Source organism: Clostridium sp. KLE 1755 (assembly GCF_000466465.2).
GTDB classification, from domain to species: domain Bacteria; phylum Bacillota; class Clostridia; order Lachnospirales; family Lachnospiraceae; genus Eisenbergiella; species Eisenbergiella porci.
In genome coordinates this window covers 30,017-30,408 of the sequence record NZ_KE992640.1, presented here as the reverse complement: position 1 = coordinate 30,408, position 392 = coordinate 30,017, and the positions used below count along the sequence as shown (strand labels likewise).

The 392-nt window shown below is 55.6% G+C and carries 1 pseudogene; it reads left to right on the top strand.

What is annotated here, in order from left to right:
* Positions 1–162: 162 nt before the first annotated feature.
* Positions 163–392 (top strand): annotated as a pseudogene (locus tag HMPREF1548_RS29760) (hypothetical protein); the annotation flags it as partial.

Genomic DNA, 392 nt, shown 5'->3' with positions numbered 1-392 from the left:
CGGCCCGGAAAGAAGGCAGGACGATCCCGGGGGCGGGGAGGGCTGATACGGGGCTGCGGCTTTTATCCCGCCATCCCAAAGATTTTTACCTCCCAGGGCTGGTTTTGGAGGGGTAAACGTGGTAATCTGGTAACAGAAATTATGGATGGAGGTCATTTTAATATGAGAGATTATTCGGAATATACGGAGTATATTGTGGAGAGGACGAAGGAGCTGCTGGGGATTGACAGTCCTTCGGGGTATACACGGGAGGTATCTGGATATTTGATGGATTTGTACCGGGGGCTGGGGTATGAGCCGGAGCTGACGGTAAAGGGCGGCGTGGTTGTGAAGATCGCGGACGGTGAATGTAGCGGAGCGGATGGCTGCGGGAAAGCCGATCCGGCGGCGGG